Raw genomic sequence first — 1,808 nt, 5'->3', positions numbered from 1 at the left:
TTTGATAATATTTTAATAATTTTATTTATGCTTTCTTTTGAATAATTTTCAATAAGAACATTATTCAAAAGAAAGCATAAATAAAATTATTAAAATATTATCAAATTCAGAAATGATACAAATATTAGAAGAAAAACCGAAAGAAACCAAAAATAAGGAAAAAGCTTCTTCTTCTAAAAAACCTGATTATCGCCAAAAATATATTAATGCTTCCGAAGTTGCTTCCATTACAGGATTAGATCCTTTTCGTTCCATGGAACAGTTAGTACATGATAAACTCTTTGGTGCCCCTTTTACTGTCAATCAATATACCCTACATGGGCAAAAAATGGAACCGATTGCGCACCAATTTTTTAGCAATAAAACCAAATTAAATTTTAAAAAAACTACTTTTTTCGATGATCAAGTTAACCTTTTTTCTGCTTCTTTAGATGGTTATAATGAACAAAATAAAGTGGTCTTAGAAATTAAATGTCCTTTTGTTAATGAAGATAAAACTGTATCCACCACTTGGACAGATTTTTTAAGCAAACCTCAGTCGGAAAATATTCCAAGATACTACTGGGCCCAAGTCCAATGCCAACTTTTTTGTTCAAAAGCGAAATTCGCTTACTTTTTAGTTTATTTTAATGACAATAATTATCATGTTGTTAAGATTTATCAAGATGATAAATTTATTTCTGAAATGATTCAAGCTAGTCAAAAATACTTAGAATTTTTAAACAAATCCAAAGAAGAATTAGAAAAAACTACTTATTTAAAACAATTAATTAAAACTAAATATTAATTCATACTTTTTAGACCTTCAAATTGAAGGTCTTTTTTCATTCCTAAATCAAAAAAAAGGAGAAATCAATATCGAAATTAATTTTTAGCTCATGCGTTTTTTATTTAAGTCTCGGCATATGACCCAAATCCAAACGGAATTAACAGTTCCGCAATTAAAATTATGATCTTCTACCCGTTATATTCGCACTGCACCCATATTTTGTAACAACTTTTAAGAATATTAATAATCATCTCGATCGCTATTAATTGGAAAATATCTCAGCTTTTCTCTTAAACCAAACTTTTTGGAACTGCGCCATTTGTGGCAAGTTAAATTTCCAATAAAAGTTTTACTCAAGACAAAAATCAAAATCATTTTACCTCCTCACTTATTAGTTAACTAAAAAAAGAAAAAAATCACCTCTAAAATAAATTATTTTTTCATTTTAGCTCATTTATTTGCTATAAGGATGGTAATCTTAAATAAAGGAACAAGTTATACATGTTAATCCCAAAACAAATGGAATTATTACAAACAGTCATTCTTTAGCAACACCCCGATTTATCAAGTTGACTGCCAAACTTTCACGATTACCCAGATTTTTAACCTTTTACAAATCTAAAGACAAAATGAAAAAAAATATTTCTTTGGTTTGAAAAGATAGGAAATTATGAACTTAATTTTAGTCTTCAAGCGCAATTTTTAAATCAAAACTTGTCTAAAAAAATGGAACAGTTCATCCAAGAAAATTAAAATAGTAAAAAGCTTATGAACAAAATAAAAAAATAATCAATTATTTTATCAATCATAATGATCAATCTGAAATTTCTCAAAGAAATATAATTGCTACCATAGAAAATAACGAAAATCATTCATCAGATAATGATATTATAATATATGAGTTTAAGAAAAAATTATTCTCATATTCTTGCAATTGATAAACTAGAAAGTTCCAACAAGAATGATTATAAATAATTAAAGGAGAATTAATTTATGTTTAAATTATCAAATCAATTTAAAATAATCAGTATTTGTTTAT

2 protein-coding genes are annotated in these 1,808 nt (G+C 25.8%); both read left to right on the top strand.

Annotation, left to right across the window (positions count from 1 at the left end):
- Positions 1 to 112 precede the first annotated feature (112 nt).
- A complete protein-coding gene (locus OC683_RS02385; protein ID WP_304514939.1) occupies positions 113 to 787 on the top strand; it encodes a YqaJ viral recombinase family nuclease in 675 nt (224 codons plus the stop codon).
- 975 nt (positions 788 to 1,762) lie between these two features.
- The coding region (locus tag OC683_RS02520) for an SVM family protein (protein WP_420887825.1) at positions 1,763 to 1,808 on the top strand (46 nt) is incomplete at its 3' end.

The sequence above is a fragment of the Candidatus Phytoplasma crotalariae genome, assembly GCF_030586865.1.
Taxonomy (GTDB): Bacteria; Bacillota_I; Bacilli_A; order Acholeplasmatales; family Acholeplasmataceae; genus Phytoplasma; species Phytoplasma citri.
The sequence above is the reverse complement of the archived record's forward strand: the minus strand, read 5'-3'. Positions and strand labels throughout refer to the sequence as shown.